This is a genomic window from Streptomyces sp. 142MFCol3.1, assembly GCF_000424945.1.
GTDB classification, from domain to species: Bacteria; Actinomycetota; Actinomycetes; order Streptomycetales; family Streptomycetaceae; genus Streptomyces; species Streptomyces siamensis.
The window spans coordinates 110,815-135,502 of record NZ_AUKV01000001.1 but is presented as its reverse complement, the minus strand read 5'-3'; the positions used below and the strand labels follow the sequence as shown (position 1 = coordinate 135,502).

General features: G+C 72.4%; 23 protein-coding genes and 1 pseudogene. 11 read left to right on the top strand and 13 right to left on the bottom strand.

Annotated features, from left to right (window positions below):
- Positions 1–118 precede the first annotated feature (118 nt).
- Positions 119–1,420 carry an alpha/beta fold hydrolase gene (locus H305_RS0100610; RefSeq protein ID WP_028798683.1) on the top strand — a complete coding sequence of 434 codons (1,302 nt, stop codon included), beginning with the start codon at positions 119–121 and terminating at the stop codon, positions 1,418–1,420.
- On the opposite strand, the gene H305_RS44110 is transcribed toward H305_RS0100610, so the two are convergent.
- Entirely contained in the window at positions 1,401–1,985 is a 585-nt protein-coding gene (locus H305_RS44110) for an SDR family NAD(P)-dependent oxidoreductase (protein WP_051370314.1), read from the bottom strand. The genes H305_RS0100610 and H305_RS44110 overlap by 20 nt on opposite strands.
- A gap of 214 nt (positions 1,986–2,199) precedes the next feature.
- On the opposite strand from H305_RS44110, the gene H305_RS0100600 reads away from it, so the two are divergent.
- Positions 2,200–3,048 (top strand): pentapeptide repeat-containing protein, encoded by an 849-nt coding sequence (locus H305_RS0100600; RefSeq protein ID WP_028798682.1) that lies wholly within the window; start codon positions 2,200–2,202, stop codon positions 3,046–3,048.
- On the opposite strand, the gene H305_RS0100595 is transcribed toward H305_RS0100600, so the two are convergent.
- On the bottom strand, positions 3,010–4,500 hold the full coding sequence (locus tag H305_RS0100595; RefSeq protein WP_028798681.1) for a cytochrome P450: 1,491 nt from the start codon (positions 4,498–4,500) through the stop codon (positions 3,010–3,012). The two genes, H305_RS0100600 and H305_RS0100595, sit on opposite strands and share 39 nt — an antisense overlap.
- Before the next feature lie 107 nt (positions 4,501–4,607).
- Between H305_RS0100595 and H305_RS0100590 the strand changes: the two genes are divergently transcribed.
- Both H305_RS0100590 and H305_RS0100585 read left to right on the top strand, forming a co-directional pair.
- The gene (locus tag H305_RS0100590) at positions 4,608–5,216 is read left to right on the top strand and encodes a TetR/AcrR family transcriptional regulator (protein ID WP_028798680.1); all 609 of its coding nucleotides are present in this window, start codon (positions 4,608–4,610) and stop codon (positions 5,214–5,216) included.
- A gap of 118 nt (positions 5,217–5,334) precedes the next feature.
- Complete coding sequence (locus H305_RS0100585) at positions 5,335–6,060, top strand: DUF2470 domain-containing protein (RefSeq protein WP_028798679.1); 726 nt, start codon at positions 5,335–5,337, stop codon at positions 6,058–6,060.
- Here H305_RS0100585 and H305_RS0100580 read toward each other — a convergent pair.
- The 3 genes from H305_RS0100580 to H305_RS0100570 all read right to left on the bottom strand — a co-directional run bounded on the left by H305_RS0100580 (position 6,028) and on the right by H305_RS0100570 (position 9,783).
- Entirely contained in the window at positions 6,028–7,275 is a 1,248-nt protein-coding gene (locus H305_RS0100580) for a lactonase family protein (protein WP_028798678.1), read from the bottom strand. The genes H305_RS0100585 and H305_RS0100580 overlap by 33 nt on opposite strands.
- Positions 7,276–7,398: 123 nt before the next feature.
- Complete coding sequence (locus H305_RS0100575; RefSeq protein ID WP_028798677.1) at positions 7,399–8,457, bottom strand: hypothetical protein; 1,059 nt, start codon at positions 8,455–8,457, stop codon at positions 7,399–7,401.
- A gap of 63 nt (positions 8,458–8,520) precedes the next feature.
- Positions 8,521–9,783, bottom strand: a complete 1,263-nt coding sequence (locus H305_RS0100570; RefSeq protein WP_028798676.1) for an FUSC family protein — start codon at positions 9,781–9,783, stop codon at positions 8,521–8,523.
- Positions 9,784–9,896: 113 nt separating this feature from the next.
- Here H305_RS0100570 and H305_RS0100565 point away from each other — a divergent pair, with 113 nt between their 5' ends.
- Positions 9,897–10,493, top strand: a complete 597-nt coding sequence (locus tag H305_RS0100565; protein ID WP_028798675.1) for a TIGR03086 family metal-binding protein — start codon at positions 9,897–9,899, stop codon at positions 10,491–10,493.
- A gap of 223 nt (positions 10,494–10,716) precedes the next feature.
- Positions 10,717–11,058 (top strand): helix-turn-helix transcriptional regulator, encoded by a 342-nt coding sequence (locus tag H305_RS0100560; RefSeq protein WP_028798674.1) that lies wholly within the window; start codon positions 10,717–10,719, stop codon positions 11,056–11,058.
- A 7-nt stretch (positions 11,059–11,065) separates the two neighbouring features.
- On the opposite strand, the gene H305_RS0100555 is transcribed toward H305_RS0100560, so the two are convergent.
- The gene (locus H305_RS0100555; protein WP_028798673.1) at positions 11,066–11,560 is read right to left on the bottom strand and encodes an FBP domain-containing protein; all 495 of its coding nucleotides are present in this window, start codon (positions 11,558–11,560) and stop codon (positions 11,066–11,068) included.
- A gap of 85 nt (positions 11,561–11,645) precedes the next feature.
- Between H305_RS0100555 and H305_RS49910 the strand changes: the two are divergent.
- Positions 11,646–11,852: pseudogene (locus tag H305_RS49910) on the top strand (DUF3626 domain-containing protein); the annotation flags it as partial.
- 145 nt (positions 11,853–11,997) lie between these two features.
- Entirely contained in the window at positions 11,998–12,957 is a 960-nt protein-coding gene (locus H305_RS0100550; protein ID WP_028798672.1) for a phosphotransferase family protein, read from the top strand.
- 48 nt (positions 12,958–13,005) lie between these two features.
- Here H305_RS0100550 and H305_RS0100545 read toward each other — a convergent pair whose 3' ends face one another.
- The 4 genes from H305_RS0100545 to H305_RS0100530 are packed head-to-tail and all read right to left on the bottom strand — an operon-like array spanning position 13,006 to position 17,588.
- Complete coding sequence (locus H305_RS0100545; protein ID WP_028798671.1) at positions 13,006–14,364, bottom strand: GH1 family beta-glucosidase; 1,359 nt, start codon at positions 14,362–14,364, stop codon at positions 13,006–13,008.
- A 29-nt stretch (positions 14,365–14,393) separates the two neighbouring features.
- Positions 14,394–15,266, bottom strand: a complete 873-nt coding sequence (locus tag H305_RS0100540) for a carbohydrate ABC transporter permease (RefSeq protein WP_078628812.1) — start codon at positions 15,264–15,266, stop codon at positions 14,394–14,396.
- Complete coding sequence (locus H305_RS0100535; RefSeq protein WP_028798669.1) at positions 15,259–16,257, bottom strand: carbohydrate ABC transporter permease; 999 nt, start codon at positions 16,255–16,257, stop codon at positions 15,259–15,261. Before H305_RS0100535 ends, H305_RS0100540 begins: the two co-directional genes overlap by 8 nt.
- 14 nt (positions 16,258–16,271) lie before the next feature.
- Positions 16,272–17,588, bottom strand: coding sequence for an ABC transporter substrate-binding protein (locus H305_RS0100530; RefSeq protein ID WP_028798668.1), 1,317 nt, complete (start codon positions 17,586–17,588; stop codon positions 16,272–16,274).
- A 168-nt stretch (positions 17,589–17,756) separates the two neighbouring features.
- On the opposite strand from H305_RS0100530, the gene H305_RS0100525 reads away from it, so the two are divergent.
- Both H305_RS0100525 and H305_RS0100520 read left to right on the top strand, forming a co-directional pair.
- A complete protein-coding gene (locus H305_RS0100525; RefSeq protein ID WP_028798667.1) occupies positions 17,757–19,055 on the top strand; it encodes an ROK family transcriptional regulator in 1,299 nt (432 codons plus the stop codon).
- Between the two features lie 129 nt (positions 19,056–19,184).
- Positions 19,185–20,018, top strand: coding sequence for an alpha/beta fold hydrolase (locus H305_RS0100520; protein WP_028798666.1), 834 nt, complete (start codon positions 19,185–19,187; stop codon positions 20,016–20,018).
- A gap of 57 nt (positions 20,019–20,075) precedes the next feature.
- Here the strand turns inward: H305_RS0100520 and H305_RS0100515 are convergent, their stop codons facing one another.
- The 3 genes from H305_RS0100515 to H305_RS0100505 form a co-directional block, all read right to left on the bottom strand.
- Positions 20,076–21,035 carry an SDR family NAD(P)-dependent oxidoreductase gene (locus H305_RS0100515; protein ID WP_028798665.1) on the bottom strand — a complete coding sequence of 320 codons (960 nt, stop codon included), beginning with the start codon at positions 21,033–21,035 and terminating at the stop codon, positions 20,076–20,078.
- A 306-nt stretch (positions 21,036–21,341) separates the two neighbouring features.
- The gene (locus tag H305_RS0100510) at positions 21,342–22,154 is read right to left on the bottom strand and encodes an SAM-dependent methyltransferase (protein ID WP_028798664.1); all 813 of its coding nucleotides are present in this window, start codon (positions 22,152–22,154) and stop codon (positions 21,342–21,344) included.
- Positions 22,155–22,559: 405 nt separating this feature from the next.
- Positions 22,560–23,597, bottom strand: a complete 1,038-nt coding sequence (locus tag H305_RS0100505; protein WP_028798663.1) for a PHP domain-containing protein — start codon at positions 23,595–23,597, stop codon at positions 22,560–22,562.
- 321 nt (positions 23,598–23,918) lie between these two features.
- On the opposite strand from H305_RS0100505, the gene H305_RS0100500 reads away from it, so the two are divergent.
- On the top strand, positions 23,919–24,158 hold the full coding sequence (locus H305_RS0100500) for a hypothetical protein (RefSeq protein ID WP_028798662.1): 240 nt from the start codon (positions 23,919–23,921) through the stop codon (positions 24,156–24,158).
- Positions 24,159–24,688: the final 530 nt, after the last annotated feature.

Genomic DNA, 24,688 nt, shown 5'->3' with positions numbered 1-24,688 from the left:
GCGACGGTGCGGGCTGAGCGGCTGTTCAGTAGATTTTCTTGATCCCCGGGGCCCACCGCCTCAGGAACATGTGCTCAACTGGGACACGGCCTGGAATCCGTTCGTCTCGGGAGCCCTGTTGACCGTCAGCTACCGTCAGCCCGGTGTGGTCCTCACCGACCACCGCTTCGCCGTGCCCCTCGACCACGACGACCCGGCGGGGGAGAGCATCGAGCTCTTCGCCCGCGAGGTCGTCGCGAGCGACAAGGCGCACCAGGACCTCCCCTGGCTGGTCTACCTCCAGGGCGGTCCCGGCTTCGGCGCCAACCGCTTCATCGGCAAGCAGGCCTGGCTCGGCCGCGCGCTGAAGGAGTTCCGGGTGCTGCTGCTGGACCAGCGCGGCACCGGACACTCCACGCCCGCCAACCGGCAGACCCTCCCGCTGCGCGGCGGCCCCCGCGAGCAGGCCGGCTACCTCGCGCACTTCCGCGCTGACTCCATCGTCCGCGACTGCGAGGCCATCCGGCCCCGCCTCACCGGCGGAGCCCCGTGGACCGTCCTCGGCCAGAGCTTCGGCGGCTTCTGCACGGTCCGCTACCTGTCCGCCGCCCCGGAGGGGCTGAGCGCCGCCGTCATCACCGGCGGCCTGCCCTCCCTGGACGCGCACGCGGACGACGTGTACCGGGCGGCGTACCCGCGCATCGAGCGCAAGGTCGCCGCGCACTACGCGCGCTACCCGCAGGACGTCGAGCGGGCGCGCAGGATCGCGGAGTACCTGCTCCAGCACGAACCGGTCCTGAACGGCGGCTACCGCCTGACCGTCGAGGCCTTCCAGTCGCTCGGCATCCTGCTCGGCGGCAGCGAGGGCAGCCACCGTCTGCACTACCTGCTGGAGGAGGCCTTCGTCCGCACCCCGCAGGGCCCGGCGCTCTCCGACGCCTTCCAGGAGGACGTCCAGGGCCTGCTGTCGTACGCCGGACACCCCTTGTACGCGCTCGTCCACGAGGCCTGTTACGCCCAGGGCGACCGGCCCACCGCGTGGTCCGCCGAGCGGGTGCGCGCCGAGTTCCCGCAGTTCGACGCGGCCAAGGCCCTCACGGACGACGGCCCGGTGCTGTTCACCGGGGAGTCCGTGCACCCCTGGACGTTCGAGACCGACCCGGCCCTGCGGCCGCTGCGCGAGACCGCCGAGGAACTGGCCGCCCGCGCCGACTGGCCGGCGCTGTACGACCCGGCCCGCCTCGCCGCGAACGAGGTGCCGGTCGCCGCGGCCGTCTACCACGACGACATGTACGTCGACGCCGAGCACTCCCTGCGCACGGCGCGCGACGTCCGGGGCGTGCGGACCTGGGTGACGGACGAGTTCGAGCACGACGGTGTGCGGGCGGGCGGGCCGCGCGTCCTGGACCGGCTGCTGGCGCTCACGCGCGACGAGGCCTGAGATTCCCGGGTCCCCCTGGAGCGCGGCGAACGCACCGCTCGCCGCGGCCGAGGCCGGCGAAGCCGTGACCGCCCGTCCGGGCGTTCGACGCACCCACGTCGACGACCGAGCCCGGTGTGCCCGCCGCGAGGCGACGGCGGCCGAACCCACGCGTCACGAGGAACGTGCCGGTCGGGGTGATGTCGACGACCGCCCGCCACGCGTGGGGCCACATGTCCTCGGCGGGCACGGGGAAGTCGGCCGAGGCGTTGTCGACCAGCACGTCGGGCAGTCCGCGCAGGTCGAACACCTCGGCGCCACGTCCCGCGTCCCGGAGGTCGCACACGGCCGTCGTCACCCGTGCGCCCAGCGCCGTCAACTCCTCGCGCGCGGAACGCAGATGTTCCTCGCCGCGGCTGACGACCGCCAGGTCGGCGCCCAGCCGCGCGAATTCGGCGGCGATCCCTTGCCCAGGCCCGTGCCGCCTCCGGTGGCCAGGACCAGGGAGCCGTCGTACGTCCCGGGGCAGCGCGCTCGCACCGAGCGGCGGAGGGGCGGGCAGGCCGGGGAGGGAGGTGTCGTCCATGGCCGTCTCGATACCGCCTGCGCCGCCGGATCCCCAGAGACGGGGAACGCCCTTTGGCTGGACCGGGGCGCGCTCGGCCCGCGTCACCGCGCGTGGAGGACGGGCGGTGGCGCGTTCGGCACCGTGACGGCACGCCGCGGCCGGGTGGACGAGTGGCCGGATGAGGGCGTCGCCCCAGTTCAGGGCGGTCCGATCGGCTCAGTACGCTGGGCGCATGCGAGAAGACAGGGGAGCGGCCCCCGCGCGGCGGCTGGAACTGCTCAAGGCCGACTGCGGTGAGTGCTTCGGGCTGTGCTGCGTCGCCCTGCCGTTCTCCCGCTCCGCGGACTTCGCCCTGGACAAGGACGCGGGCAGACCCTGCCCGAACCTGAAGACGGACTTCCGCTGCGGCATCCACACGCGGCTGCGCCAGGAGGGCTTCACCGGCTGCACGGTGTACGACTGCTTCGGCGCGGGGCAGAAGGTCTCCCAGGTCACGTTCGGCGGCCAGGACTGGCGCTCGGGCTCCGCAGCACGCGCCCGGCAGATGTTCGACGTGTTTCCGGTCGTCCGGCAGCTCCACGAACTCCTGTGGTACCTCAGCGAGTCCCTGACGCTCCCCGCCGCCCGGCCGGTCCACGCGGACGCGCGACGCGCGCTCGACGAGACGGAGCGGCTCACCCGCCTGAGCCCGCAGGAGCTGGCCGGCCTGGACGTGGGCGCCCACCGCCGGGAGGTCAACGTGCTCCTGCTGCGGGTCAGCGAGCTCGCCCGCGCCGGAGTGGGCAGCGGCCGGAAGAAGGACCGCCGCGGCGCCGACCTGATGGGCGCCCGCCTCAAGGGCGCGGACCTGCGGGGCGCCGACCTGCGGGGGGCCTACCTCATCGCCGCCGACCTGACCGGCGCCGATCTGCGCGGCGCGGACCTGATCGGCGCCGACCTGCGGGACGCCGACCTCACGGACGCCGACCTGACCGGCGCGTTCTTCCTGACCCAGCCGCAGCTGAACGCGGCCCGCGGCAGCGCGCGCACCGGGCTTCCGGAGTCAGTCACCCGCCCGGGCCACTGGACCGCCCGCGGCTGAGGCCTCCCGCCGGGCCGGAGCACGCCGCTCCAGTCGCAGCCGCAGCCCCTGCGGCATCAATGTCAGCCGCTCCGCGACCCGCAGCCGGTACCCGGGGTCGGGCAGCAGCTCGTAGCGGCGCAGCAGCAGCCCGAGGACCAGCGTCGCCTCATGCAGGGCGAACTGACGGCCGATACAGGCCCGCGCCCCGGTGCCGAACGGTTTGAAAGTGTGCGCGGGCCGGGCCCGTACCGCCTTCGCGTCGAAACGGTCGGGGTCGAACTGCCCGGCGTCGGCACCCCACACGTCCGGGTCGCGGTGCAGCATCGCCGTCAGGACCAGCGTCCAGGCGCCCCGCCGCATCGGATGGACGTCACCGAGCACGGTGTCCTGCCGGGCCTCGCGCGCGAAGGCGGGTGCCGTCGGCCACAGGCGCAGTGCCTCGTCCAGGACGCGGCGGACGTAGCGCAGCTTGGCGACCTGGTCGTAGCCGGGACGGTCCGTGTCCCCCCAGACACGGTCGACCTCGGCACGGGCGCGCGCCGCGACCGGCGGGTGCAGCGCGAGGTAGTGCAGGGCGAAGGACAGCGCGCCCGACGTGGTCTCGTGTCCCGCGACCAGGAAGGTGATGACCTGCCGCCGGATGTTCTCCGGCGCCAGCCGTTCACCGGTCTCGGGGTGGGCGGTGTCCAGCATCCGGTCGAGCAGGTCGCCGTCACCGCCGCCGGAGCGACGGGACGCGACCACCGCGTCCACCGTGCGGTTGAGATACGCGATGTCCGCCTCGTTGCGGCGTGCGGCGCCACGCAGCAGCAGGGGGGCCAGGGGGCCGGGGACGCTGTTGAGCCGCTGCGCGTACGTCAGCGTGCCCACCATGGCGTTCACGAAGGGGTGCGGCCGGGAGCGTTCGAAGGAGCCGAAGTCGTGGTCGAAGCCGGTCCGGGCGATCGTCTCCAGGGTCAGCTTCGTCATGTCGCCCGGCACGTCCACCGCACGTCCCGCCGCCTGCTCCCGGTCCCAGTGGTCCGTCAGCCGCTCGGTGACGGCCACCATCATCGGGTGGTAGCCCTCCATGGCTTCGCGGCTGAAGCCGGGGGCGAGGACGTCGTGCGCCAGCTGCCAGTTGGGCTCGTGGTTGTAGGCGGTGAACAGACCGTCCCCGGCCACCGGGCGCAGGTTCGCGACGCCCAGGCCCACGTGCTTGGCGAACCGTGCCTCGTCCGCCAGGTCGGCGGCGAGGTCCGCGCCCCAGACGAAGACGATCTCCTTGCCGAAGATCTTGCGCCGGAAGATCGGCCCGAGCAGGTGTCCGATGCGCATGGAGTCCTGGACCGGGGAGCGCGGACTCACGCCCAGCACGTCGCCTGCCAGCGGGACACGGCGCGGCGGGTGCGGGATGCGGTACAGCTCCGGCCAGCCCAGCTCAGCGCTGCGGAACCCCCTGGGGAGCGCGTCCTCCGTCGTCCGAGCCATCAGCCATCTCCCTTGTGCCTGGGACGGGTTGAGTCTGTTGTACGTGGGTTCAATAGCGGAACGCAGTCTGGTCCCGTTATTGAACCGACGTCAAGTACAGTGCGGGCATGGCGGGGAAGCAGGGGGAACGCGCACGGCGGCGGCTCAGTACCGAGGAGCGTCGCGAGCAGCTCCTGTCGGTCGGGGCGTGCCTGTTCTCGGAGAGCCCGTACGACGACGTGTGGATCGAGCAGGTCGCGGAGATCGCCGGCGTCTCGCGCGGACTGCTGTACCACTACTTCCCGACGAAGCGGGACTTCTTCGCCGCCGTGGTCGAGCGTGAGAGCGGCCGGATGCTGCGGATGACCGCGGCCGTGCCGGGAGTTCCGGTGCGCGAGCAGCTCGGCGCGGGCCTCGACACCTTCCTCGGCTACGTGGAGGAACACGCGCACGGCTTCCGTGCCTTCCATCGTGCCGACGCGGCGGGCGACCAGGCCGTGCGCAGGGTCTACCGGCAGGCGCTGGCCGCGCAGGAGCGGCAGATCCTGGAGGCGCTCGCCGCCGACCCGGAGGTCGGCCGGCCGGCCGAGGAGCGCCCCGAACTCCGGATCGCCGTCCGCGGGTGGCTGGCCTTCACCACGGCCGTGTGCCTGGAGTGGCTCAGAGGTGCGGACCTGACCCGGGCGCAGGTGCGTGACCTGTGCGCGCGGGCGCTGCTCGGCGCCATCGACCCCTGAGGCGGCACGGCTCTCACGGGGCCAGCGCCCGGAGGGGGCGGTCCAGGAACGGCGAGGCGTGGTTGGCGTACGCCCGGAACTTCGATAGGTTAGGCAAGCCTTACCTAAGGAGGAATTGATGGGTGACCGTCACGCCTGGACGGCCGCGCCCGGCGTGGCGGAATGCGCCCGATCGGTGCTCGCCGCGGCCTTGTCCTGCGCGGTGACCGCGCAGGGCGGCCGCGAGGCGTTCGTCGGCGCGCACACCGTCGCCGCGGACGGCCGGGTGCTCCTGCGCGTACCGGAGGACAGCGCACTCCTCGACGCCGCGATCTGCGCGCCGCGCGGCGAGCCGTCCGCCGTCCTGGAGTTCGCCGACGCCGCGCCCGTACCGCTGCGCAACCGCATCCGCGCCCGACTGTGGCTCGCCGGATGGTGCGCCCCCGAGGACGGCCACCTCGCCTTCCGGCCGACGCGGGCCGTGCTTCGCCGCCCGTCCGGGACGGTCGTGCTCGACCTCGAGGAGTTCGCCGACGCCCGCGCCGATCCCCTCGCCACTGCCGAGGCCCGGCTGCTCACCCACCTCGCCGAGGCCCACCCGGACGCGGTCGAGCGGCTGACCCGGCTGGTCGGGCCGGACAGCCTGCACGGCGCGGTGTGCGTCCAGCCGCTCGCCGTCGACCGGCACGGACTGACCCTGCGCATCGAGCGGGCGCGTGGCGACGGCGACGTACGCCTGCCCTTCCACACGCCCGCCGACGACGTGTCCGAGCTCACCGAACGCATGCACGTCCTGCTCACGCAGGCGAGCTCGGCCTCCTGCCCGCGCCCCCTACTGTGGCAGCGCGCAGACGGCGACCGGTGAGGCGAACGGCTCGCCCGCGAGCCGCAGCCCGCCGTCCGCGGCGTCGACCTGGAACACGCTGACGGTGCCCGACCGCTGGTTCGCCGCGAACAGCAGTCGCCCGTCCGGGGAGAACGCGATGTGGCGTGGGAAGTCCCCGCCCACCGGCACCGTGTCCAGCAGCCTCAGCCGGCCGCCGTCCGCCTCGACGGCGTAGCGCGTCAGGCTGTTGTGGCCGCGGTTGGCGAGATACGCGTACGCCCCGTTCGCCGTCACCAGGATCTGGGCGGGGTAACTCGTGCCCCCACCCGTGCCCGTGGACTGCGGATCGCCCACCGTGAGCCGCCCGGTGGCCAGGTCGTAGTCGCAGACCGCGACGGTGTTGTCGACCTCGTTGGCGAGATAGGCGTGGCGGCCGTCGGGGTGGAAGGTGAGGTGGCGCGGGCCCGCGCCCGGCCGCGTGTGTGCCTGCGACACCTCGGTGAGCGTGCCCTTCGACCGGTTCAGCCGGTAGGTGTAGACCGTGTCGGTGCCGAGGTCGACGGCGAGCACGTGGTCGCCGTCCGGTGCGGTGATGAACTGGTGTGCGTGCGGGCCTTGTTGGCCCGGCCCGGGTGCCGGACTGGAGTGCGTGACCAGCTCGGTGCGTTCACCGAGCGCCCCCGACGCGTCGATGGGGTGCACGGCCACGCTGCCCGACCCGTAGTTCGCGCTCAGCAGCCAGCGCCCGCTCGGATGCACGGACAGGTGGCAGGGACCCGCACCGCCGGTGGAGCGCGTGCCGAGCACCGAGGGTTTCTGGCCGCCCGCGCGCAGCCTCACGGCCGTCACGCCGCCGTCCTCCCGTTCGTCGACCGCGTACAGCGTGCGGCCGTCGGGGTGCGGTGCGAGGTACGACGGATCACCGACGCCGGTGACGGTGCCGGCACCGGTGACACGGCCCGTCGCCGGGTCGTAGGAGGCGATGCCGATCCCGGTACCGCCGCCGTCGACCGAGGTGTAGGTGCCGAGGAACAGCGGGCGCGGACCGGGGCGGAAGCCGTGCGCGGGGGAGCGTGAAGCGGTCGGCGCGGGTGCGGCCGGAGCGGGCGCCGGCGCCGCCCCCGTTGTCCCCGTCCCCGGGGCGGCCGGCGCCGGCACCGTCGTCACGGCGGCGGCTCCCGCGAGCACGCCCACGAAGCGGCGCCTGGTCCAGCCGCCGCCCTGGACCGGGGACGGTCGCGCGTCACTGCTCATGCCTGCACCTCAGGTGTCGATTGCCTCGGCCGTGACAGTCACCTTGGCGTGCGGCACCCTTCACATGCAAGACCGGCAATGCACGTTGCGTACTGCGCAACGCGCGGCCGTGCCCCCTGGGGTCTACCAGTCGCCGTCCTCGACCGGCTTGCCCGGCGCGTCCCCGAGCGGCTTGATCTGGTGCGGCGAGGGCTGCTGCCAGGGCTCGTGGTCGTAGCCCAGCCACTCGCCCACCGGCTGCACCGAACCCAGCGCGTCCGCCGGGGCCAGGTCCGCGGCGTCCTGGTCGTAGTAGTCGAACCAGGGGAGCCCCGCGCGGGTGTAGGCGGCGCGGTCGACGGGGGACGGCGGGGCCGCCTCGCCGGTGATCCGGCGCCACTCGGGCGGCGTCACGAGGTGGACGAAGACGCGCCCCGCCGGTTCCTCGGCCCAGGCCCTGAGCGGCCGGTCGTCACGGTAGACCTCCTGGCGCATGGAGCCGCCGACGCCGAGCCCCATCGCCGGGGCGCTCCGCGCACGCCCCGCCGGGGCCGCCGCGGGGGCGGGGACCGCGCCCGGCGCCGCCGGTGCGGCCATCGGATAGGCGGCGCCGTACCCACCGCCGGGCGGTGGCATGAAGCTGCGCTCCTGGGCCCGGCGGCGCTCCTCCTCGCGCCACGCCGCCAGCTCCGCGTCATTGAGCGGGAAGGACTGGAGCTGGACGCCGCCCCACACCTCCTCGCCGGTGACCTGGCCCTCGACCGTGGCCCCCAGACCCAGCGGCACCGCCACGAACTGGCGGACCGTGCCCTTGCCGGAATTGATGCCGTCCAGCCACGGCTGTCGGGGCAGTACCACGTAATTCTGCGGCTTCCGCGTGAGACGGGAGCTCCACCGCTTGCCCGAGATCGCGCACACCTTGCCGACGCCGACCTGCAACGCCGCAGGCTCCGACGAACCGGCGAAATTCAGCCACATCGCCTCGCGCAGATACACCGGCAGCATCACCCCGCCGCGTGACCGCCATGCGGCGGGCACGGTGTCCGCGTAGTCCTCGACGCGGCGCACCGGGAACTCGCCGAGCCCCGGAGGCAGCGCGTGCGTGCCGGTCTCGGGCAGTCGCAGGGTCCGCATGAACCGCACCTGCACCCCGCCCGGCAGTCGCAGCGTGTTCCCGTCGATCCGTACGGCTTCCTCGGTCATTCGACCGCCCCTCCTCGTCGTACCGCTCCGGCGCCGGAGCGCCCCGGCGTCGTCACGCTCTCCTCAGCTAGAACGACGGGAAGCAGCGGGGCGGTTCCGCTTGAGGCGCAGCCGCGGCGGCACGCGCAGCCGCTGCCGCAGCCGGGTGAGCCGGGGGCGGCGCTCACGCTGCTCGCGTGCGCAGCGGTCCAGCTCCTCCAGAAGCCTTCGGGTGCGGTGCTCGGTGTCCAGCTCGTCGATGAGACGGTTGACCTCGGCCAGGAGCGCGCCGCGCAGCTGCCAGTGGCGGGCGTCGCGCTGGACCTCCTCCAGGAACAGCTGCGCCAGCTTGTCCCGGGTGGAGGCGGCCGTGGTCAGCTCGGCGCTCAGCCGCTCCTCGGCGGACGCGGCACTGCGGCTCACATCGCTGGTCACCAGCACGGCGAAGCTGACGACGGCGTCGGCGACCTGAGCCAGCAACTGCTCGAGGACGGCCCCCGCCTGCGGCTCGAACAGCGGTTCCGGCTCACGTTCCTTGGCGAGGTCGGTGAGGCTGCGTGCGATGACCCGCAGGACCACGGTGCAGATCTCCAGGGTGTCCAGACCGGTGCGCAGCACCACCCGGTGCAGCAGTCCCTCCCGCACCCGCGGATTGAGCTTGAGACTGTCCTCGGCCTGCCGCAGCGCCGCGTCCACCCCGCCGATGTCGTGATCGAGGCGGCGAGCCTCGTGCAGCCGCTCGGCGGCCAGCCGGAAGGGGGTGCGGCCCGCCGCCTGCTCACCGACGCGCAGCATCAGCTGGCGCATCCGGCGCGCGAGGTCCTCGATCGACTCACCGGCCGCGCCGACCCACACCGGCGGCGGGAAGACGAGGTTGGCGCCGAGCCCCACGACGGCGCCGATCAGGGTCTCGACGACGCGGGCCCACGCGGTGTCGCCCACTCGGGTCACACCGAGGACCAGCATGGCGCTGATCGCCACCTCGGGCACGAACTCGCTGACCCGGACGAGGTGTCCGGCGATCAGCGAGGCGAGGATGATCAGGCCCAGGCTCCACCAGGTCAGCCCCACCAGGCTGCTGAAGCCGATCGCGATGACGACGCCCGCCACCACGGAGTTCACCCGCCGGACGCCGGTGGTGATCGTGGAGTACAGGGTCACCTGGACGACCAGCAGGGCGGTGAGGGGTGCGGTGAGAGGGGCGGGCTCGGGACTGAGGTGCACGGCCACGACGTACGCGATGGTCGCGGCGGCGGTCGACCGCAGGGTCTGCAGGACCACCGGCTCCCGTCGCCGCTTCACCATCCGGGCGACGCCGGCCGCCCACTCACCCTGTACCTCTCGCATCTCTGGCCTGTTCCCGTTCCACAGGCGCGCCGAACTTCTCCATTGCGGACCGAACCTGTCCGCAATCGGGCCTAGGTTGGTGTCATCAGCCGGAGGACCGGGAGGGGACCGCAATGACCGACGTCCAGGGTGTCGAACTGCTCGCCCGGGCACACACCTGCCTGCGGGAGGCCGCCGCGGCCGTGCCGGAGGGTGCCTGGGGAGCGCCCACGCCGTGCAGCGAGTGGACGGCCCGGCAGGTTCTCAATCACGCGCGGCTCGACCAGCAGGCCTACGGCGCCGCGATCACCGGCGCCGGCCGGCCGGAGTCGGACCCCTTCCAGCCCGTCGACGGGCTGACGGCCGATGCGCAGGGGGCACTGGACAAGGTGCTGCGCGGCGTCGCGGACGCGTACGCGCAGCTGTCCGCCGACGCCGCGGAGGTGCCGACCCCGCTGGGGCCGCTGCCGCTGCCCCTGGCCGCCGCGGCGGCCGCCATGGACGCGGCCGTGCACGCCTGGGACATCGCGGTGGCGGCGGGGCGGGACGCTCCGCTGGACGAGGAACTGGCCGACGGCATCTGGCTCGCGGCGGGGCGGCTCGTCGACCATCTGCGCGACTCGTTCGGGGTGTTCGCCCCCGTGCGTGAGGTGCCCGAGGGCTCCGGCCGGGCCGAGACCCTGCTCGCCTTCCTGGGCCGGGACCCGCACTGGACGCCCGCCGCGGCCTGAGACCGCGGCGGCCCGGGAGGGTCGTCCCGGGCCGCCGCGGACCCTGGGTTTCCGTAGTGCGCTCCCGTGGCCCCCGGGCTTTCGCGGCGCGCTCCCGCAGCCCCCGGCTTCCGTAGCGCGCTGCCGTGGCCGGGCCCCCTGCCGGGCGCGTCACCTGCCACCACATACGGGAAATATGTTTCACCCTTTTGTATACGTGAATGCGACGCCCTACTCTGGGGGCATGGCTGTTGCACCGAAGGCGCACTCGGGGTGGACGTTCCTCACCAACCATGCGCGTGTGCTCGCCGCGATCGCCGAGAACCCCCGGACGCGAATCCGCGACATGGCCGCCCGCTGCCGGCTCACGGAACGTGCCGTCCAGAAGATCATTTCCGATCTGGTGCAGGAGGGGTATCTCTCCCGAACCCGCGTGGGACGCTCCAACATCTACCGCATCGAAGCGGGGACCATCTCGCGTCACCCCGCGGACGCGAGCCTGAGCGTGACCGATCTGCTCGCCCTGCTGGCCCGGCACGACGCGCGCCGCGGCGACGGGACGACGGGAGCGCAGACCGCCGAGTGAGGCCGTGTCAGCCCGTGACCCTGTCCAGGAACGCCGACAGGTTGTGCACGGTCCGGGCGATCTGCTCCGCAACCGTGAGGGTCTCCTCCAGGCGGGTCCCCGAGGGCGGGAGCCTCTTGCCGCGCACATAGAGGGAGCAGGCCAGGTCGGCGCAGATGTAGACGCCGACCGAATCGCCCTCGCGGCCCGCCGCGCCGGCCTTGCGGGCCGTCATCAGCAAGACGCCGCCGCCCGGATGGGTCGTCAGGCACAGCGAACACATGCTGTGGTGCAGGAACCCGTGCCGCGAGGAGGGGCGGCGCAGCGCGACGCCGACGAGCGCCCCGTCCCGCTCGGTGACGAGGTGGCTGCGGTCGGGGGCGCCGGGATCCCGCCAGCCCAGGAAGTCCAGGTCGTCCCAAGGGAGTGCGTCGAGTCTCCGGGGAGTGGCGAGGCGCTTCGCCTCCCCCTTGGAGCAGTTGACGAACGAGGTGCGGATGTCCTGCTCGGTGAGTGATCTCATGCGGGAGTCCTTCCGGGACGGGACACATCCTAGGGGTACTAGGTAGAGCCCTAAGCTAACTAGCCGCGCAGGGGAGAACCAGTGCATTTCGAGAGGGCCGCCACCGCGGGAGCGGGCCCTGCGCCACGCCGCCGCCCGTCCGACCGGCCCGGCCGTCGGCCCGGCGCTGCGGGCGGCCCTGAACTTCCGCCCGCACCGGCTGGTAGGCGGCGTCCCGGTCCTCGCCGCGACGGCCCGGGACGGCTCGTACCGCTCGCAGTTCGTGGCCGGCACCAGCAACGGCGGTCTGACCGCTCACCCGGGCGGTGACCGGTGGCTCCGGGAGAGCAGGATCTTCGAGCGCGCCCAGTCGTCCCTGGCCGCGGTACCTACCCCTGTCGCCGTCCCACCTGGCACAGTGGGCCCACGGACGACGAGGGGGGACCGTGGTGGCGGCGGTGGACGGCTGGGAGCGGGCACGGCAGGTCCTCGACGGGGCGGGCCTCGCGCCCGGCCTGCTCGCCGGTCGCCGGACCCTCACGGGCGGGACGTACAACGAGGTCGAGGAACTGCGTCTCACCGACGGCAGCCGCTACGTGGTGAAGTTCCCGCCGCCGGTCACGGCCCCGGGCCTGAGCCATGAACGGCGGCTCGTCGTCTCCGAGGCGGAGTTCTGCGGCGCGGCGGCGGCGACCGGCGTTCCCGTGCCCCGTGTCGTCGGCCCCCCTTCCGACGCCCACCTCCTCCTCACACACTGTCCGGGCACCGCGTGGGGCGACCTGCCCGAGGGCGAGGAGGCCGCGCTGCGCGCGGAGTTGGGCGGGCTGGTGGCCCGTCTGCACACGGTGACCGGCCCCGGGTTCGGCTACCCGTCCGGCGCGCTCGGCCCCCTGGCCGGCGACTGGCGCACCGCCTTCACCGCCATGTACGAAGCCGTGCTCGACGACGCCCGCCGCTTTCGCGCCTGGCTGCCCCGGCCCGTGGACGAGGTGGCCCGGACGGCGAAGTCCGCCTTCGACCTGCTGGACGAGGTCACCGTCCCCCGCCTCGTCCACTTCGACCTGTGGCGGGGCAACATCCTCGTGGAGCGCTCGGATTCCGGACCGCGTGTCGGCGGGCTGATCGACGGGGAGCGCATGTTCTGGGGCGACCCGCTCGCCGACTTCGTCTCCCTCGCCCTGCTCGACGACATCGAGCGCGATCCGCATTTTCTGATGGGTTATCAAGAGGCGGGCGGTGAGCTCGTGTTCGACGCCGGGGCGCGGCGGCGCCTGGCCCTCTACCGCAGCTACCTCTACCTGATCATGCTCGTGGAGACGGTGCCTCGCGCACCCGGCGACGCACGGGTCGCCCGGGTGCGCGAGGCTGTGGCGCCGCAGATGACCGTCGCCCTCGACGAGGCGGGCCAGGCCCTGTGACCGTTCGCGCCTGCCCGGCGGCCGACGCCGGGCAGGGACGGACAGGCCCTACGCCGCGCTGCGCCCCCTTCCCCCGTGCGCGCGGATGATCTCCGCGTAGCGGTGCCCGCTGCCCTTCACCGTGCGCCGCTGGGTCTGGTAGTCGACGTGCACGAGCCCGAAGCGCTTGTCGTACCCGTACGCCCACTCGAAGTTGTCGAGCAGCGACCAGGCGAAGTAGCCCGCGAGCGGAACGCCCTTGCGAACCGCGGAGGCGCAGGCGGCGAGGTGCTGCTCCAGGTACGCGACGCGCTCGGGGTCGTCGACCGTCCCGTCGGGGCGCACCACGTCGGGGTAGGCGGAGCCGTTCTCCGTGACGTACAGCTTGCGCGCGCCGTAGTCCTTCGTCAGGCGGAGCAGCAGACGCTCGATGCCGTCGGCCTCGACCTCCCAGTCCATGCCCGTGCGGTGTACGCCGAGACGGCGGACCGTGCGGACCCGCGGCGCCGGCCCGGTGGGGTCGTCGGCGACGGTGGACGGGAAGTAGTAGTTGAGGCCCAGCCAGTCCAGCGGCGCCGCCATCGTCTCCAGGTCGCCCGGCTGCTCGGGCAGTTCGACCCCGTACACCTCGCGCATGTCGGAGGGGAAGCCGCGGCCGTGGACCGGGTCCAGCCACCAGCGGTTGGTGTGCCCGTCCAGGCGGCGTGCCGCCGCCACGTCCTCGGGACGGTCGGTGGCCGGCTCGACGCTCGCCAGGTTGTTCACGATGCCGATCTCGGCGCCGGGGACGGCGGCGCGGACGGCCTGGGTGGCGAGGCCGTGGCCCAGCAGCAGGTGGTACGAGGCCCGCACCGCGACCGCCAGGTCGGTCAGGCCCGGGGCCATCCGGCCCTCCAGGTGCCCGATCCAGGCGGAGCACAGCGGCTCGTTGAGCGTGGTCCAGTGCTTCACGCGGTCGCCCAGCCGCTGCGCGACGACGGCCGCGTACGACGCGAAGTGCTGTGCCGTGTCCCGCGCGGGCCAGCCGCCCCGGTCCTGGAGCACCTGCGGCAGGTCCCAGTGGTAGAGGGTCACCGACGGGGTGATGCCCGCCTCCAGCAGGCCGTCGATCAAGGCGTCGTAGAAGTCGAGGCCCTTCGGGTTGACTGGGCCGTCACCGCCCGGCACCACGCGCGGCCAGGCGACGGACAGCCGGTAGGCGTTGGTGCCGAGTCGGCGCATCAGCTCGATGTCCTCGCGCCAGCGGTGGTAGTGGTCGCAGGCTGTGTCCCCGTCGTCGCCGTTGTCGATCTTGCCGGGCGTGTGCGAGAAGGTGTCCCAGATCGACGGCGAACGGCCGTCCTCCGTCACGGCTCCCTCGATCTGGTACGCCGATGTGGCCGTGCCCCACAGGAAGTCGTGCGGGAGGGCGGCGAGGTCGATGGTCACGGAAGTCCTCTCGGAATGGGGGGAGTCGGTCACTTGACGGCACCGGCCGTCAGCCCGGCGACGAGATAGCGCTGCAGGAGCAGGAAGCCGGCGACCACGGGGACGCTGACGACGAGCGAGGCGGCCATGATCTGGTTCCAGTACACGTCGTTGAGCGTGGAGTAGCCCTGAAGCCCGACGGCGAGCGTGCGGGTGGCGTCGTTGGTCATCACGGAGGCGAACAGCACTTCGCCCCACGCGGTCATGAAGGCGTAGACGGCGACCGCGACGATGCCGGGGATCGCGGCCGGCACGACGACCCGGAACAGTGCCCCGAGCGGTCCGCAGCCGTCCACCAGGGCCGCCTCGTCGAGGTCGCGCGGCACCGAGTCGAAGTACCCGATGAGCATCCAGATCGAGAACGGCAGCGAGAAGGTGAGGTACGTCAGGATCAGCCCGCCGCGCGACCCGAACAGGGCGATGCCGGTGGCGTTCCCGATGTTGACGTAGAGGAGGAACAGCGGCAGCAGGAAGAGGATGCCGGGAAACATCTGGGTCGACAGCACGGTGACCGTGAAGACGCGCTTGCCGCGGAAGGAGTAGCGGCTCACGGCGTACGCGGAGAAGACCGCGATCACCACCGAGCAGACCGTCGCGGCGCCGGCCACGATCAGCGAGTTCATGAAGTACTTCGCGAGCGGCACCGTCGACCAGATGTCGATGTACGGGCGGATCGTCAGCCCGCTGGGGATCCAGCGGAACTTCCCCGAGACGTCCGCGAGGGGCTTCAGCGAGCTGGAGACCATGACGTACACCGGCACCAGGACGAACCCGGTGAGCAGCGTGAGGAAGATCCGCCGGGACCAGAGGAAGGACCGGGGCGGCGCCATCGGGGAGCGGCTGCGGGTCACGGTGCTAGACATCGGCCGTCTTCCTTCCTCGGGAGGTCAGCAGGAGGTAGACACCCGTCACGACCAGCAGGAACAGCAGCAGCAGAACGGACATGGCGGAGCCGGTGCCGAAGTTCCAGGTGACGAACGACGCCTGGTAGATGTGGACCGAGATGAGGTCCGCTGCCTCCGGGGCGGTCTTGCCGAACAGCACGTACGGCGTGTTGAAGTCGTTGAACGTCCACAGGAACAGCACCAGCACCAGCACCTGGTTGACCGGGCGGAGCGACGGCAGCGTGATGCGGCGGATCTGCTGCCACATGCCCGCGCCGTCCAGGGCCGCAGCCTCGTAGAGCTCCTGCGGGATGTTCTGGAGGCCGGCCATCACGATCAGGAAGGCGAACGGCCAGCCCTTCCACACCGACACGGTGAGCAGGGCGACGAAGCTGTTGTCGCCGATCAGCCAGAAGGACGGCTTGTCGGTGAGGTGCAGCTGGTCGTGCAGGACGTGGTTCACCAGGCCGTTGTCGTGCTGGAACATGAACACCCAGGTGATCACGGCCGTGTACACGGGCAGCGCGTACGGGATGAGGAACAGCGCGCGCAGCAGGCCCCGGCCGCGGAAGGTGCCCTGCATGTAGATCGCGGCCGCCGAGCCGATCAGCCAGCACAGGCCGACCGACAGCAGCGTGAAGGTGACGGTGACGAAGAACGAGTCGAGCAGCGCCTTGCCCACGGGCGCGTCGAAGTCGACCGACACCTTGTAGTTGTCGAGGCCGGACCAGGGCGCGGTGCCCCAGTCGCGGATGTAGAACTGCGTGAGCTCCTTGAAGCTCATCACGATGCCGATGACCATCGGCACCAGGTGGACCAGGAGTTCGAGGACCAGGGCGGGAAGAAGCAGCAGGTACGGCAGCCCGATGCGACGGATCCGCCCGGTGCGGCGCGGGCCGCGTGCCGCACCGGGGGAGTTCTTGCGCACCGTCCGCTCGGCCGCCTCTGCGGTGGCGGTCGTGGTGGTCATGTGGGTGCTCGCACTCACTTCTTCGGCATCTGCTGCTGGGCCTTGTCGAGCTTGGCCTTCACCGAGGCCTCGGTCACCGGACGGCCGGCGGCCGCGTCGGCGAACAGCTCCTTGATCGCCGTGCCGACGGCGGTCTCGAACTGGGACTCGTCGGCGACCTGCGGCAGCGCGGCGGCGCTCTGCGCCAGGGTGTCCTTCAGGACCGCGTTCGACGGGGTGTTGAACGTGGCGTCGGACTGCGCGGCCTTGACCGGCGGGATCGAGCTGTACGCCGTGTTGAGGATCTTCTGCTCGGCGTCGCTGGTCATGAACTTCACGAACTCGGTGGCACCGTCGAGGTTGTCGGTGTTCTTGAAGACGGCCAGGTTGATGCCCGCGACCATCGAGTTGACGTTCGCGCCGGTGCCGGGGGTGCCGGACTGCACGGGCACCGGGGCGATGCCGTACGAGTCCTCGCTCATGCCCTGCGACTTGAGGTTGGCGGAGGCGGACTGCCACAGCAGCATCGCGTTCTTGCCCTTGGCGAAGTCGGCCACGGACTGGTTCTGCGCGTACTCGGCGTTGCCCGGGGCGATGATCTTGTCCTTCGCCATCAGGTCGACGTACTGCTTGACCGCCGCGACCACGCCGTCGGAGGTGAAGTCGGCCTTGCCGTCCGCGCTGAAGAAGTCGGCACCGTGCTGCTTGGCGAAGACGAAGGCGTGGTGGATGTTCTCGGACGGGTTGGAGCCCTCGGCGCCCAGCCCCCACTTGCCGCCCTTGGACAGCTTCTTGCCGTCGGCGATCAGCTCGTCCCAGGTGGCCGGCGGCTTGGCGATGCCCGCGTCGGCGAACATCTTCTTGTTGTAGTAGAGGGCGTACGCCATCGAGTACAGCGGCACCGCGGCCGGGTCCTTGCCCTGGGCGCCGGTCGAGCCGAGGGCCGAGTCGACGAAGCGGTCCTTGCCGCCGATCTTGCCGAAGTTCTTCGCGTCCCACGGCAGCAGGGCTCCGGTGGCCTGGAGGGAGGCGCTCCAGGTGTTGCCTATGTTCAGGACGTCCGGACCCTGACCGGAGGTGGTCGCGGTGAGGATGCGGTTCAGCAGGTCGGACCAGGGGACGACCTCCAGTTTCACCTTGATCCCGGTCTGCTTCTGGAACTTGTCGAGCTCGGGCTGGAGCACCTTCTTGTCGATCGCGATGCTGGCGCCCTGGTTGGAGGCCCAGTAGGTGAGCGTCTTGGGGGAGTCGTTGGACCCGCCGCTCGTCGACGAGCCGCCGCCACAGGCGGTCGCGGCGGTCAGCAGGGAGATGGTGACCGCACCGGCGGCCGCGGCTCGGATTCTGCGCATGGCTGCTTGTGTCCCTTTCCCGGAGGGATGGCACGAGGGGCGCCCGCGTTCACTTCCCGAACGCCCCTCATGGCTTAATTTAGGACGTGAGTTAAGACCCGGAAGAAAGTCGCGTCAAGGGATCGGGCAGGGGTATCTTGCAGGTCGGGCAGGCCGGAAGGGAATCTCATGGCGGGGCGGAACGGGCGCACAGTGCGTGACCTGCGGCGGGGCAATCGCACCGCCGTACTGCAACGGTTGTATTTCGACGGGCCGATGAGCCGCTACGAACTGGGCCCGGCCACCGGGCTGAGTTCCGGTTCCATCAGCAACGTGGTCGCCGAACTCGTCGCCGACGGACTGGTCGAGGAGGCCGGCAGCGTCGACTCCGACGGCGGCCGTCCCAGGACCCTGCTGCGCGTCGCGCCCGGCAGCGGCCACATGATCGGCGTCGACGTCGGCGAGACCCGCGTCCGCGTCGAGCTCTTCGACCTCACACTCACCGAACTCGCACGCACCGAAAGGCCGTTGGAGCGCCAGGGCTACGACGTCGAGGTCATCGTCGGCCACATCCGCGACGGCATCGCCGAGGTGCTCGCCGCGACGGACATCGCGCCGGAACAGCTCCTCGGCGTCGGCATCGGCGTCCCCGGCATCGTCGCCCGCACCCCGGACCTCGGAGCCGTGGTGCACGGCCAGACGATCGGCTGGGACGCCGTCCCGCTCGAATCCCTGCTCCGCGCCACCTGTGAACTCCCCGACACCGTCCCGTACTTCGCGGACAACGGAGCCAGGACCCTCGGCCAGGCGGAGATGTGGTTCGGCGCCGGGCGCGGCGCCCGCAACGCGGTCGTGGTCCTCTTCGGCTCGGGTGTCGGCGCCTGCCTCGCCACGGAAGAGGTGGACAACGGCCGGTCCGTCGAATGGGGTCATCTGACCGTACGGGTCCGGGGACGCCGCTGCCGCTGCGGGGCCCTCGGCTGCCTGGAGGCGTACGCGGGCGCGGAGGCACTCCTGGACCGCTGGCGCGAGGAGGGCGGCCGTCCCCCGGAAGACACCGACGAGGAGACCGCGCTCACCGCGATGCTCACCGCGGCCTACCCCCCCGAGGACGCCGAGGACACCACGCCCGACCCCGTGGCCCTCGCCGTCCTGGAGGAGACCGCCGAGTACCTCGGCGCCGGCCTCTCGGACCTGATCAACCTCTTCCAGCCCGAGCGCATCCTCATCGGCGGCTGGGCCGGCCTCCAGCTCGGTTCCCGCTTCCTGCCCGCCGTCCGCCGGTACGCGGCCTCGTACTCCCTGCGCTACCCCGCCGAGCGCGTCACCATCGACCTCGGCAAACTCGGCCCGGACGCCGTCACGGTCGGCGCCGCGATCCTGCCCCTCGCCGACTTCTTCGCACGGGGCGGACGGCGTGCCGAGCCCGTCCGGCAGGGTCCGTCGCCCGCGTGGCGCGCCGCCTTGGAGGAACGCGCCCCACAGTGATCGCCGGCGACGGAACCCCGTGCTCCGAAGGCCATGACCCCTGAGGTAATCGACCCGCCCGCGTACTCCCGGAACCATGAAGGGCACAGCGCACCGCCCGTCACGCACCTGGATTCCGGGAGGACTCCCATGCCGTACTTCGAGAGCCCCGTCGATGGCACCCGGCTGCACTTCGTCGACTACGGTCCCGCCTCCGGACAGGTGATCGTCTTCGTCAACAGCTCCTACTTCGGCACCGAGATGTGGGAGTACCAGATGCTGCCGCTGGCCGAGGCCGGGTTCCGGTGCGTCGGGTTCGACCGGCGCGGGCACGGCCGGTCCGACGACGTATGGGGCGGCTTCGACCTGGACAGCCTCGCCGACGACGTGGACGGACTGCTGCGCCATCTCGACCTGCGGCAGGTGACGCTGGTCGGGCACTCTCTGGGCACCGCCGAGGTCGTGCGCTGCCTGACCCGGCACGGCGCCGGGCGGGTGGCCCGGGTGGCGCTCGTGGCGGGCCTGGCGCCGGGTCCCGCACGCTCCGCCGACCATCCGGCGGGAGTCGATCCGGCGCTCGTCGAGGCGGGCAACGCGGAGTTCCGCCGCGACCGGGCCGCCTTCTTCGCGGACGGCGCCCGCGCGTTCTTCGCCCTCGACCTGCCCGGCAACGAACTCTCCGAGGCCTACGTGCAGTCGATGGTCGACCGCTGCCACGGGGCGACGGCCCGCGCCGGGGCGGCGCTGGGCGACCTCGTCGTCACCCTGAACGTGGCGCCGGAGATCGCCAAGCTCGATCTGCCCGTCCTCGTCGTCCACGGCACCCACGACGCGTCGGCCCCCGTCGAGCTGACCGGCCGCCGTGCGGCGGGACTCGCGCCCGACAGCACCTTCAAGGTCTACGAGAACGCGGGCCACGGGCTGTTCGCCACACACCGCGACCGACTGACCGCGGACCTCAGGGAGTTCGCGGAAGGCCGCTGAGCCTCCGGGGCGGGGGGCCCGCCGACCGGCGGGCCCCCCGCCCCGGCCGTACGGAGATCAGGCGAACGCGTTCACCCCGGTCAGCTCCGCCGACAGCTCCCACAGGCGCGCGGCCTGTTCGGGGTCGATCGCGTGGGCGCAGACGCCGACCCGGTTGCCGTCCGCCGGCGCGGGCTCGGCGATGTCGCAGTCCTCGCAGTACACCCCGCCCATGCCGGCCAGCTGCGGCGAGGTCGCGGCCCACACCTGGGTGGCCGCGCCCTGCTCGGGCGTCTTGAAGGCCTCGGGGTTCAGCGGGGTGCCGTTCTCGTCGATCCAGCCGCGCTCGACCATCTCCTCGCGCGGGAGGTGGCGCTGGAGCGGTGTGAGGATGCCGCCGGGGTGCAGGGCGAAAGCCCGCACACCGGACCCCTGGCCGAGCCTGTCCAGGTGAACCGCGAAGAGCACGTTCGCGGTCTTCGCCTGGCCGTATGCCTCCCACTTGTCGTAGCCGTTCGCCCAGTGCACGTCGTCCCAGCGGATGCCGGAGAAGTGGTGACCCGCGGACGACACCGACACCACACGCGCCCCGCCCGCTGCGATCGCCGGCCAGAGCCGGTTCACCAGTGCGTAGTGCCCGAGGTGGTTGGTCGCGAACTGGGCCTCCCAGCCCGGTCCCACGCGCGTCTCGGGGCAGGCCATGATCCCGGCGTTGTTGATCACGAGGTCGACGGTGCGGTCCGAGGCGAGGAACCGCTCGGCGAAGGCGCGGACGCTCTCCAGATCGCCGAGGTCGAGCTCCTCCACCTCGACCGCGTCGGTGCCGTCCAGCGCCTCGCGCGCCGTGTCCGGGCGACGGGCCGGGACGACGACCCGGGCGCCCGCCTTGGTGAGGGCGCGGGTCGTCTCCAGCCCGAGGCCCGAGTAGCCGCCGGTGACGATCGCGAGCTTTCCGGAGAGGTCGATCCCGTTCAGGACGTCGTCGGCGGTGCTCCGGGCACCGAAACCAGAACCGATCTTGTGCTGTGCAGTGCTCATGCTCCGCACGCTACGAAGTGAAGTGGACTCGAAGTCAAGCGCGGCCCGCCCGGGCAAGGCAAAGGCCCCGACCGGACGGGGGAATCTCGGTCGGGGCCGTATGTGGGGGGCCGGATGGCGGTCGCCTCTCGGCGAGAGGCTCCACAGGGCTTCAGCCGAACGATCGTCCCTGTGGGCAAGTGGCGAGGCCCGGGCACACTGTCCCATCCGCACCCACGAATCGTTCAACGGGAAACTACCCGCGAGTGTTCCTCGGGGTCGAATCCAGCCATGGTGATCTACGTCACGGGTGCTGTGCCCGGCCTGTCACGGTTTCACGGCGACCGCGCCGAACTGGGGGACGACCGCTGCGGAGTCCCCGTCGGCGTGCCATCGCGAGCACGAGACGAGCCCCGGCGTGACCAGGTCCAGGCCGTCGAAGAACGCCGCGATCTCCGCGCGGCTGCGCGCGGTGATCGGCGGGGTGGCGTTCTCGTTCCAGAACTTCATCGCCTCGACGTTGCCCTCGCCGCCCAGGTCGGCGTCGGTGGTGGGGTGCGTCAGGACCAGGCAACTGCCGGACGGGACCGCGTCCATGACCGTGCGCACGATGTTCCGCGCCTGCTCGGTGTCGAGGACGAAGTTGAGGATGCCGAGCATCATCACGGCGACGGGCCGGGTGAGGTCGAGGGTCGCTGCGGCCCCCTGGACGATGGTGCCCGGGCGGTGCACGTCCGCGTCGATGTAGTCGGTGCTCCCCTCGGGCGTGCTCGTCAGCAGCGAGCGGGCGTGCACCAGCACGATCGGGTCGTTGTCCACGTACACGATCCGCGACTCCGGCGCGATCCGCTGCGCGATCTCATGGGTGTTGTCCAGCGTGGGCAGCCCGGTGCCGATGTCCAGGAACTGCCGCACCCCGCGTTCGGCCGTCAGGTGGGTGACGGCGCGGCCGAGGAAGGCCCGGTCCGCCCGGGCCACCTCCCGGATCACCGGGAACATGGACGCGACCTGGTCGCCCACCGCCTGGTCGACCTCGTAGTGGTCCTTGCCGCCGATCCAGTAGTTCCAGACGCGGGCGTTGTGCGCCACGCCGGTGTTCAGTCGTGGGGACCCGCCGGATGGGCTCTGGCCGTCGCTCACGCGTTCTCCTCCCTGCGCGCCCCGGTCCCTCCCGGGCGCGTACGGCCGCCGCGGGCGGCACGGGACCGTCGCCGCCGACCGGCCGCCGCGGGCGGCACCGGACCGTCGACGCCATTGTGCCGCCCGGTGATCACGACGTCCCGGGAATCCGCGCATGCGGCACGCACTCCCGTTCGACGGACGGATCGCGAGGGGCCGACGGGCCGGTCGCCAGGGGGCGACGGGCGGGGGGCAGGGGGACCGCGGGGGAGTGCGGCCGCTGCCGGACGTGTGCGCGGAAGCAGGCGGGTCCGTCCCGGTGGTCGCGTCGGGCAGCAGGGCGGGGTCCGTCCCGGTGGTCCGCGCCCCGTCGGGCTCCGCGCCCTGTCGGGCTCCGCGCCCGCGCGGGTGCCGCCGGAGGACACGTCAGACGCGGCTCGTACGCTCCGGTGTCACCCGGTCCCCGGTCCAGGCCAGCAGTTCCTCGACGGTCCAGGTGGTCACCACGCGCTCGGCGGGCACCCCGCACTCCTCGGCCCGCGCGCAGCCGTACCCCTGCCAGTCCAGCTGGCCGGGCGCGTGCGCATCGGTGTCCAGGGAGAACAGCACCCCGGCGTCGACCGCCCGGCGCAGCAGCCGGCGGGGCGGGTCGAGCCGCTCGGGGCGGCTGTTGATCTCCACGGCCGTGCCCGACTCGGCGCAGGCCGCGAACACCGCGTCCGCGTCGAACTCCGACTCGGGCCGGCCGCGCCCGCTGACGAGACGGCCCGTGCAGTGCCCGAGCACGTCCGACAGCGGATTGCGTACGGCGGCCACCATGCGCCGGGTCATCGACCGCGCGTCCATGCGCAGTTTGGAGTGCACCGACACGACCACGACGTCCAGCCGGTCCAGCAACTCCGGCTCCTGGTCGAGCGATCCGTCGTCGAGGATGTCGCACTCGATGCCGGTGAGCAGCCGGAAGGGCGCCCACCGCTCGTTCAGCTCCGCCACCACGTCCAGCTGCTCGCGCAGCCGCTCCGGGGAGAGCCCGCGGGCCACGGTCAGCCGGGGGGAGTGGTCCGTGAGGACCGCCCACTCGTGGCCGAGCCGGGCCGCCGTCCGGCCCATGTCGTGGATCGGACTGCCGCCGTCCGACCAGTCGGAGTGCAGATGACAGTCTCCGCGCAGCAGTGCCTGCAGTGCCTCGCCGCCCCGGACGAGCGGCTCCTCGGTCTCGCCCTCCAGACGTTCCAGGTAGGCGGGCACCTCACCGGCGAGCGCCTCGCGCACGACCTGCGCGGTCTTCGGGCCGACCCCCCTGAGCGACTCCAGCGTCCCGGCCGCCGCGCGCTCCACCACGCCCCCGGGAGGCAGGCCGGCGAGTACCGACTCGGCGGTGCGGAAGGCCCGGACGCGATAGGTGGGCGCCTGGGACCGCTCCAGCAGGAACGCGATGCGGTCCAGAGCCTCCAAGGGGTCCATCGGCGCCTCCTTCGCTCCTGATCGCACCGTATCGGCCCTGATGCGCGACCCGGTCCTGATCCGCGCTCCGGCCCTGATCCACGCCCCGGGGCGGTTCCTCCAGCGTTGCCCAGCCGTCGTGACCCCGCACGGCGGGGCGTGCGGAGCACCGTGGCGTCCGTACGCCGTGGGCGACCCCGCCGCTCACGGCTGATCAGCCGGCTGCTCACCCGGCCGGGCGAAACACGCAGAGGCGCACTATGCCCCGAGGGAGTACGGTCCGGACGCGGATGGCCGCAGCGCTCGGCCGCTGATCCCCCGGAACCGCTCTACGCTCTATTCATGACCGAAATCGCGAGCCCCTACATTTCCCATCCGCGGATCATGGTGCTCGGAGTCCAGCCCGGAACGCCGCCGTTCCGGATCATGGAGATCGACGGCGAGGTCGTCGGCTCGGCGAAGACGATCACCGACGTCCTGGAGACCGCAGCGGCCTACGGCATCACCGTCCATGATCTCGACGACCCCGAGGTGGTCCGCTGGGTGGGCGGAGACAAGCTCACCTGGATGCCGCGCACCTAGGCCGCGCGCGCCGCCCCCAGCACCCGGCTTCGGGAAGCGGCAGCGGGCAGGGACACCCGGCCGTGAGACGAGAGCGCCGCTCGGCCGTGAGACGGCACTCCGCGGCCGTGAGGTGTGACGCGCCTGCGAGGCGGCGTCTCGGGGCGAGAGTCGGCGGGCCCCGACCGAGACACGGCACGCGCCTGCAGAGGATTCGCCCCCGGCCGTGAGCCCGTGCGGTGAGCCCCGGTCACGAGCGACACGGGATACGCCTCGGCAATGCGTCCCGCGCATGTCCCGGCATGCTCCGACAGGGACCACGGCCGGACATGCCGGTCGACGACTGTGGCGGCCGGGGTCGCGTGGCGGGCTGGAGGGCGGCGGGGAGCGTGCGGACCTGCGGGTTCACGCCGTTGCGAGCCGGGGGGAGCGCGAATGCCCCCACACCTCGCCAAAGATCATTATTCGGTGGGAACTGCGCATGGGCCCGATACCGCGAGGGCACGTTGACCTCGCCGGGTGATCACGACGACCCCGGCGTCCCCTCATCC

Bases quoted from the DNA above. Each gene is read 5' to 3' on its own strand.
- H305_RS44110 (WP_051370314.1), bottom strand. From the start codon at position 1,985: ATGGACGACACCTCCCTCCCCGGCCTGCCCGCCCCTCCGCCGCTCGGT.
- H305_RS0100600 (WP_028798682.1), top strand. From the start codon at position 2,200: ATGCGAGAAGACAGGGGAGCGGCCCCCGCGCGGCGGCTGGAACTGCTC.
- H305_RS0100595 (WP_028798681.1), bottom strand. From the start codon at position 4,500: ATGGCTCGGACGACGGAGGACGCGCTCCCCAGGGGGTTCCGCAGCGCT.
- H305_RS0100590 (WP_028798680.1), top strand. From the start codon at position 4,608: ATGGCGGGGAAGCAGGGGGAACGCGCACGGCGGCGGCTCAGTACCGAG.
- H305_RS0100585 (WP_028798679.1), top strand. From the start codon at position 5,335: ATGGGTGACCGTCACGCCTGGACGGCCGCGCCCGGCGTGGCGGAATGC.
- H305_RS0100580 (WP_028798678.1), bottom strand. From the start codon at position 7,275: ATGAGCAGTGACGCGCGACCGTCCCCGGTCCAGGGCGGCGGCTGGACC.
- H305_RS0100575 (WP_028798677.1), bottom strand. From the start codon at position 8,457: ATGACCGAGGAAGCCGTACGGATCGACGGGAACACGCTGCGACTGCCG.
- H305_RS0100570 (WP_028798676.1), bottom strand. From the start codon at position 9,783: ATGCGAGAGGTACAGGGTGAGTGGGCGGCCGGCGTCGCCCGGATGGTG.
- H305_RS0100565 (WP_028798675.1), top strand. From the start codon at position 9,897: ATGACCGACGTCCAGGGTGTCGAACTGCTCGCCCGGGCACACACCTGC.
- H305_RS0100560 (WP_028798674.1), top strand. From the start codon at position 10,717: ATGGCTGTTGCACCGAAGGCGCACTCGGGGTGGACGTTCCTCACCAAC.
- H305_RS0100555 (WP_028798673.1), bottom strand. From the start codon at position 11,560: ATGAGATCACTCACCGAGCAGGACATCCGCACCTCGTTCGTCAACTGC.
- H305_RS0100540 (WP_078628812.1), bottom strand. From the start codon at position 15,266: ATGTCTAGCACCGTGACCCGCAGCCGCTCCCCGATGGCGCCGCCCCGG.
- H305_RS0100535 (WP_028798669.1), bottom strand. From the start codon at position 16,257: ATGACCACCACGACCGCCACCGCAGAGGCGGCCGAGCGGACGGTGCGC.
- H305_RS0100530 (WP_028798668.1), bottom strand. From the start codon at position 17,588: ATGCGCAGAATCCGAGCCGCGGCCGCCGGTGCGGTCACCATCTCCCTG.
- H305_RS0100525 (WP_028798667.1), top strand. From the start codon at position 17,757: ATGGCGGGGCGGAACGGGCGCACAGTGCGTGACCTGCGGCGGGGCAAT.
- H305_RS0100520 (WP_028798666.1), top strand. From the start codon at position 19,185: ATGCCGTACTTCGAGAGCCCCGTCGATGGCACCCGGCTGCACTTCGTC.
- H305_RS0100515 (WP_028798665.1), bottom strand. From the start codon at position 21,035: ATGAGCACTGCACAGCACAAGATCGGTTCTGGTTTCGGTGCCCGGAGC.
- H305_RS0100505 (WP_028798663.1), bottom strand. From the start codon at position 23,597: ATGGACCCCTTGGAGGCTCTGGACCGCATCGCGTTCCTGCTGGAGCGG.
- H305_RS0100500 (WP_028798662.1), top strand. From the start codon at position 23,919: ATGACCGAAATCGCGAGCCCCTACATTTCCCATCCGCGGATCATGGTG.